Below are 7561 nucleotides of genomic sequence, written 5' to 3' on the forward strand. Positions count from 1 at the left end.
GGTCCGCCGTAGGACATTTTTCTTGTCTACACAGTGAATAAATAAGAGAATATTCGGTCGAGATATTCCTTAATTCGTTGAGGGTTATCAGCAATTTGTTTGCCCAACATAAAATGAGCAGTGTCCTGGTAGCTGTAGAGCCAGTGCGGTAGCGTGCCCATTTGTCATTGAGCGACGATGAAACTCTTTCGTTGGTTTAGTATAACGCATTGATATTTAAGGATTTAAAATGTTACTTCCTGTGATAATGGCTGGTGGTACCGGTAGTCGTTTATGGCCGATGTCGCGCGAGCTCTACCCAAAACAGTTTCTTCGCTTGTATGGACAGCGTTCAATGCTGCAAGAAACAGTGCTCCGCCTGGATGATGTTGATGCACGGGAACCGGTAGTCATTTGCAATCAGGAACACAGATTTCTTGTTGCCGAGCAACTAAGACAAATTAATAAGCTCTCGCATAATATCATTCTTGAACCCGTTGGCCGTAATACTGCGCCAGCAATAGCGCTGGCAGCATTAAGTGCAATAGAGAATGGTGATGACCCAATTCTTCTGGTATTAGCCGCAGATCATATCATTAACAATAAACCGGCATTTCACCAGGCGGTAAAGTCAGCATTTAAATTTGCCATGCAGGGGCGCCTTGTTACATTTGGGATTGTACCAACCGGTGCAGAAACGGGTTATGGCTATATTCACCGCGGTAAGGAAGAAGTCCTTGGTGAGAATATAGCTTACCAGGTCAACCGTTTCGTGGAAAAACCGAACAAAGAAACTGCGGAAAGTTATTTAGCGTCGGGCGAATATTACTGGAACAGCGGAATGTTTATGTTCCGTGCCAAGAAATATCTTGAAGAACTGGAAAAATTCAGACCTGATATTCTTGAGTCCTGTAAGGCGGCGATCCGTGGTTGCAAAGATAGCGATGAATTTATCAAGATCGATCGCGATCTGTTTATCGCTTGTCCGGATGAGTCCGTTGACTACGCGGTCATGGAGAAAACGACAGACGCTGTTGTCGTTGGGCTTGATGCAGACTGGAGTGACGTGGGTTCCTGGTCGGCACTATGGGAAGTGAGCCCTAAAGATAAAAAAGGTAATGTCCTGACGGGTGATACCTTCATGCACAACGCAAATAACTGCTATATCAACACTGATGAAAAATTGGTCGCAGCTATCGGTGTCGATAATCTGGTGATCATTAATACAAAAGATGCTGTACTGGTCGTTGATAAAGATCAGGTGCAAGATGTTAAGAAAGTTGTTGAGTATCTTAAAGCTAATCATCGCAGTGAATATAAGCGTCACCGGGAAATATACCGTCCGTGGGGGCGATGCGATGTGGTGGTACAGACCGAGCGTTTTAATGTAAATCGGATCACCGTTAAACCGGGTGCAGCGTTTTCGATGCAGATGCATCACCACCGGACCGAACACTGGGTTGTGCTTTCTGGCACGGGTGAAGTAACGATTAAAGATCAAAAATTCCTGCTGACTGAAAACCAATCAACCTTTATTCCCATCGGAGCACAACATCGGCTGGAAAACCCAGGCAAAATTCCATTGGAACTGCTTGAGATCCAATCCGGCTCCTATTTAGGGGATGATGACATTATTCGTATTAAAGACCAGTATGGTCGTTGCTAATTTTGAAGGTATAAAGATCTATGTCTAAGCTGACTTGTTTTAAAGCCTATGATATTCGTGGAAAATTAGGCGAAGAATTAAATGAAGATATTGCGTATCGCATTGGTCGCGCATACGGTGAATTTCTCAAGCCTAAAACAATCGTGGTGGGCGGTGACGTTCGCTTAACCAGCGAGAGCCTGAAACTGGCATTAGCAAATGGCCTAATGGATGCGGGTACCGATATCCTCGATATTGGTTTAAGCGGGACAGAAGAGATCTATTTTGCAACTTTCCATCTTGGTGTAGATGGCGGCATCGAAGTTACCGCCAGCCATAATCCGATGGATTATAACGGAATGAAACTGGTTCGCGAAAATGCGAAACCTATCAGTGGTGATACAGGACTACGCGATGTGCAGCGTTTAGCCGAAGAAAATAATTTCGCGCCTGTTGATGCCCAACTGCGCGGAAGCTACAAGAAGATTTCTATCATTGACGCTTATGTCGATCACTTAATGGGCTACATTGATTTCGCGAACTTCACTCGTCCAATGAAGCTTGTGGTTAACTCTGGCAATGGTGCTGCAGGCCACGTCATTGACGCAATTGAAGAACGTTTCGTTGCTGCTAATGTTCCTGTTACATTTATTAAAGTTCATCACCAGCCGGATGGCACTTTCCCTAACGGGATCCCTAATCCTCTGTTACCAGAATGCCGCAAAGACACTGCTGACGCTGTTAAAGAACATGGCGCAGATTTGGGGATCGCATTTGACGGCGATTTTGACCGTTGCTTCCTGTTTGATGGGGAAGGGCAGTTTATCGAAGGCTATTACATTGTAGGTCTGTTAGCCGAAGCATTCTTACAAAAAGAACCGGGCGCGAAGATCATCCATGACCCGCGATTGACCTGGAATACTATCGATATTGTAACTAAAGCTGGCGGCATTCCTGTGATGTCTAAAACGGGCCACGCCTTCATCAAAGAGCGCATGCGTAAAGAAGATGCAATCTACGGTGGCGAGATGAGCGCACATCACTACTTCCGCGATTTTGCATATTGCGATAGTGGGATGATTCCGTGGCTACTTGTTTCTGAGATGCTGTGTGTTAAGAACCAGTCGCTGACGAATTTAGTTTCTGCTCGTATGACCGCATTCCCTGCGTCTGGTGAAATCAACCGTAAGCTTGAAAATGCAGAAAGCGTCATCCAACTCATTCGCAATAAATATGAGCATGATGCCCTGGAGGTCGATATCACAGATGGTGTAAGTATTGAATATGGAGACTGGCGTTTTAATTTGCGAACTTCAAATACTGAGCCTGTAGTCAGATTAAATGTTGAATCTAGGAATAATATCGAACTGATGGGAAGTAAAACAGAAGAACTATTAAATCTGTTAGGCAGGAAATAAAGTGAGAGATTTGTTAGCCGCTATTTATCGCTATCGAGGGTTTATCTGGAGCAGTATAAAACGTGATTTCCAGTCTCGGTATCAAACAAGTATGTTGGGTGCATTGTGGCTGGTACTCCAGCCGCTTTCAATGATTCTGGTCTATACTTTAGTCTTTTCTGAAGTGATGAAGGCCAGAATGGTCGATAATACGGGGCCATTTGCTTACAGCATTTATCTGTGTTCTGGTGTTTTGACCTGGGGGCTTTTCACGGAAATGATGGATAAAGGGCAGAGTGTATTTATTAATAATGCCAATCTGCTCAAAAAAATAAATTTCCCTAAGATATGTCTGCCCATAATTGTTACATTCTCAGCAATACTTAATTTTTCAATAATTTTTAGTCTATTTATATTATTCCTCATTTTTACTGGGAACTTCCCCGGTTGGCTATTCCTTGCAGTCATTCCAATCCTATTATTGCAAATTATGTTTGCAGCTGGTTTGGGGATGATTCTCGGCGTTATGAACGTTTTCTTCCGTGATGTTGGACAATTAGTAAGCGTTGTGCTTCAGTTCTGGTTCTGGTTCACGCCGATTGTATATTTGTTAAGTTCGTTACCGGGATGGGCGCAAAAGGTACTGTTATATAACCCATTAACTCGAGTGGTTCAGGCATATCAAAGTATTTTCGTTTACCATCAACAACCTAATTGGTATTCGCTATTACCTGTTTTAATCCTCGCGGTTATTTTTTGTATAGTGGGTTTTCGAATGTTTCGCAAACATGCAGCTGATATGGTGGATGAATTATAATGAGTCATATCAGAGTTAATCATGTCGGTAAAGCATACAGACAATATAAATCTAAAACCGGTCGCTTGATTGAATGGATATCTCCATTTGATATAACACGTCATAGTCTGAAGTGGATCCTTAACGATATTAGTTTCGAAGTTGCACCTGGCGAGGCGTTAGGCGTAATTGGGATCAATGGTGCAGGTAAAAGTACTCTATTAAAACTTATTACCGGTACGACAAAACCAACGACAGGTAACATCGAAATCTCTGGCCGGGTTGCAGCTTTACTCGAACTCGGTATGGGCTTTCATCCCGATTTTACCGGCAGACAGAATGCTTATATGGCAGGCCAGCTATTGGGAATTACTGCCGAAAAAATAACTGAATTAATGCCTGAAATTGAAGCATTCGCAGAAATTGGAGATTATATTGATCAACCTGTCCGTGTCTACTCTAGTGGCATGCAGGTCAGACTTGCATTTAGTGTTGCGACGGCGATCCGGCCTGATGTTCTGATTATTGATGAGGCTCTATCCGTCGGGGATGCTTATTTCCAACATAAAAGCTTTGAACGTATCAGACAATACCGGGCAATGGGTACGACTTTATTGTTAGTTTCCCACGATAAACAGGCTATCCAGAGTATCTGTGACCGAGCAATATTGTTAAATAAAGGTCGCATCGAGATGGAAGGCGAACCTGAAGCCGTGATGGATTTTTACAACGCATTGTTGGCAGATAAACAAAATCAATCCATCAGGCAGCTTGAGAATAATGGAAAAACACAAACAGTTTCTGGGACTGGTGAGGTTACGATCTCATCTGTAAAATTCTATGATGAAAATCAGAATATTACAGAATGTATTGCCGTTGGTAAAAGGGTGAGATTGGAAGTCAATATCAGTGTTGAAGCAGACATTCCTGAGCTCGTTGTAGGATATTTAATAAAAGATCGGCTTGGCCAACCTGTTTATGGAACTAATACCCATCACTTAAAACAAACGCTGACTTTGTTAAAAAGAGGTGATAAGCGTTCATTCATTTTTTCATTTGATGCTAACTTAGGTATTGGATCTTATTCAATCGCAATAGCTTTACATTCATCCAACACACATCTAACTAAAAACTATGAATGGCGCGATCTGGCAGTTGTTTTCAATGTTATTAATATTGAAAAAAATGAATTTGTCGGTGTTGCTTGGTTGCCGCCTGAATTGGAGATACATTAATGGGTGCAGGATTTTATCGTTCGTTTGAAGAACGATATAGAGGTTCAGTTGAAGAGATAAAAAAACGACTTAGCTTCTATATTCCATTTGTTTTAACGTTAAAAGAAATTTATCCTGATTGTACGATTATCGATATTGGATGCGGTCGGGGTGAGTGGCTAGAGATCCTAAATGAAAATGGTATAAAAAACATCGGTGTCGATCTTGATGATGGGATGTTGGCAAGAGCTAAAGATATTGGCCTCAATGTATTAAAAATGGATTGTTTGCAGTTTCTTGAACAACAACAGGATGATTCGTTGGCTGCAATTACAGGCTTTCATATTGCTGAGCATTTGCCTTTTGAAGTTTTACAACAACTAATTAAACAGGCTCAGCGGGTATTAAAGCCGGGTGGGTTGCTTATTCTCGAAACACCAAATCCTGAAAATTTGAATGTAGGTGCCTGTAGTTTTTATATGGACCCTACACATAATCACCCGCTTCCTCCTTTATTGTTAAATTTCTTGCCTGAGTATTATAACTTTAAGAGAAGTATATCGGTACGCTTGCAAGAGAAGGAAGCATTGAGACTAGGTGTCGCGGCGGTAAAATTGTCTGATGTGCTAAAAGAAGTTAGTCCAGACTATAGTATCATCGCGCAAAAAGATGCAGAATCCGAGTTATTAGGAAAGTTTACTCCTTTATTCACCCAAGAGTATGGCGTGACATTAAATACTCTCTGTGATCGCTATGATCTAAATATTGAAAAGCAGAGTGAACGAACTGAGCAGGCATTCGTGGAGATATCTAAACTATCAAGTTCAATCCATGATATTAATGAATGCTTAAATGTCTTTGCTCGGGAGTTAGAGAAAAATCGTGAACTGCAGCAGCAAATATTAGATTTAAAGAACAGCCGTTCATGGCGAATGACTAAACCTTATCGTTATCTTGGCCTGCAGTTTCATTTGTTGCGACAACATGGAATGAAACAGCGTATCAAGCATTTAATTAAACGGTGCTTAATATCGGTAGCCAAGATGCTGCAAAGAAATCCTGGGTTGAAAAACATTACACGGAAAATTCTCTATAAAATGGGGCTGTATCAGATAGCTTTTAAGATATACGGTCGAATATTTCCTGCGCCAATTTATAGTGAAAATACAGCTGTTTTTCAGGATATGAGAATTGATGCTCAATTAAACAATTCAAGTTTAATACCAGAAAGCGTTGAAAAAATTTATCGAATGATTAGTAAAAATAACTGAGGGTACCGTCTTGCATATTCTAATTGATGTTCAGGGACTACAGTCAGAAAGCAAAACTCGCGGTATTGGACGGTATACTTTAGAGTTAACCAGGTCAATAATACTAAATCGGGGCAATCATCGTGTTAGCCTTTTGATAAACGGACTATACCCGGTTGATAATATAAATAATGTAAAGTCAAAATTTGCAGACATACTATCGATCAATGATATCTATATTTTTTCTGGGGTGTCTCCGATTGAATGGCGGGATCAAAATAATCACTCACGCAATAGAATAACTCAAGAGTGTCGGAACATTGCAATCGAGAATATTTCTCCTGATATCGTGCTTGTCAGTAGTTTTTTTGAAGGTTTTTTTGATGATTTTGTAGTGTCAATACCGAAAGATTGCAGATGGAAAACGTTTGTTATATGTTATGATTTGATTCCTTTTCTCAATAAAAAAGCATATCTGCAAGACTCTTTTCTTGAACAATTCTACATGGACAAACTTTCTGAGTTGTCTAATGCAACTTGTTTGCTTGCTATTTCCGAGTCGTCACGCAAAGAAGCGATTATTCATGCTAACTTTGCTGACGAAAATATTTTTAATATTTCCTCTGGAGTTAGTGATAAATTTAGAAGGATTGAAATTTCTGATGAACATATTTCTTCACTGACATCGAAACTTCATTTGCCAGAAAAATTCATACTATCTTTGGCTATGATAGAACCCAGAAAGAATATTGAAGCTGTTATCATCGCATATAGCAAACTTCCTCGTCATTTGCAAGATACATATCACCTTGTTCTGGCATATAAAATTAGCGCAGATGATAAAGAGAGAATTAAAAAATTAGCCAGATTTAATGGTATTAAAGAATCCTCACTTATATTTACAGGCTACTTGGATGATGATGACCTGATCGCTCTGTATAATTTGTGTACACTTTTCGTTTTTCCATCATTACATGAAGGATTTGGTCTCCCTCCTTTAGAGGCAATGAAATGTGGTGCTGCGACGCTGGGTTCTAATACTACCAGCTTACCAGAGGTCATTGGTTGGGATAGTGCAATGTTTGACCCTACTAACCCAGATGCGATCTCCGATACTATCACCAAAGCATTAACCGATCCTCAGTTTTATGCTGAACTTAAAGCGAATGCGATAAGGCAGAGTGGAAAATTTTCTTGGGATTTATCGGCTCAGCGGGCTATTCACATAATGGGAGAATATGTGGATAAAACCGAGCAGCAAAATAAAAATACATTCGATA

6 protein-coding genes are annotated in these 7561 nt (G+C 40.7%); all 6 read left to right on the plus strand.

The features are described from left to right. Positions 1-229 precede the first annotated feature (229 nt). On the plus strand, positions 230-1645 hold the full coding sequence (locus NNO02_RS14425; protein ID WP_271442417.1) for a mannose-1-phosphate guanylyltransferase/mannose-6-phosphate isomerase: 1416 nt from the start codon (positions 230-232) through the stop codon (positions 1643-1645). A gap of 20 nt (positions 1646-1665) precedes the next feature. Further along, the gene (gene cpsG / locus NNO02_RS14430; protein WP_271455099.1) at positions 1666-3042 is read left to right on the plus strand and encodes a phosphomannomutase CpsG; all 1377 of its coding nucleotides are present in this window, start codon (positions 1666-1668) and stop codon (positions 3040-3042) included. A 1-nt stretch (position 3043) separates the two neighbouring features. After that, on the plus strand, positions 3044-3838 hold the full coding sequence (locus tag NNO02_RS14435; protein WP_119676894.1) for an ABC transporter permease: 795 nt from the start codon (positions 3044-3046) through the stop codon (positions 3836-3838). After that, positions 3838-5052 (plus strand): ABC transporter ATP-binding protein, encoded by a 1215-nt coding sequence (locus NNO02_RS14440; protein ID WP_271455100.1) that lies wholly within the window; start codon positions 3838-3840, stop codon positions 5050-5052. Before NNO02_RS14435 ends, NNO02_RS14440 begins: the two co-directional genes overlap by 1 nt. Continuing rightward, positions 5052-6302 (plus strand): class I SAM-dependent methyltransferase, encoded by a 1251-nt coding sequence (locus NNO02_RS14445; protein ID WP_271455101.1) that lies wholly within the window; start codon positions 5052-5054, stop codon positions 6300-6302. Before NNO02_RS14440 ends, NNO02_RS14445 begins: the two co-directional genes overlap by 1 nt. A 10-nt stretch (positions 6303-6312) precedes the next feature. Next, on the plus strand, positions 6313-7561 hold a 1249-nt coding region (locus tag NNO02_RS14450; protein ID WP_271455102.1), incomplete at its 3' end, for a glycosyltransferase family 4 protein.

Source organism: Citrobacter sp. Awk 2, from assembly GCF_028069815.1.
GTDB lineage: Bacteria > Pseudomonadota > Gammaproteobacteria > Enterobacterales > Enterobacteriaceae > Citrobacter.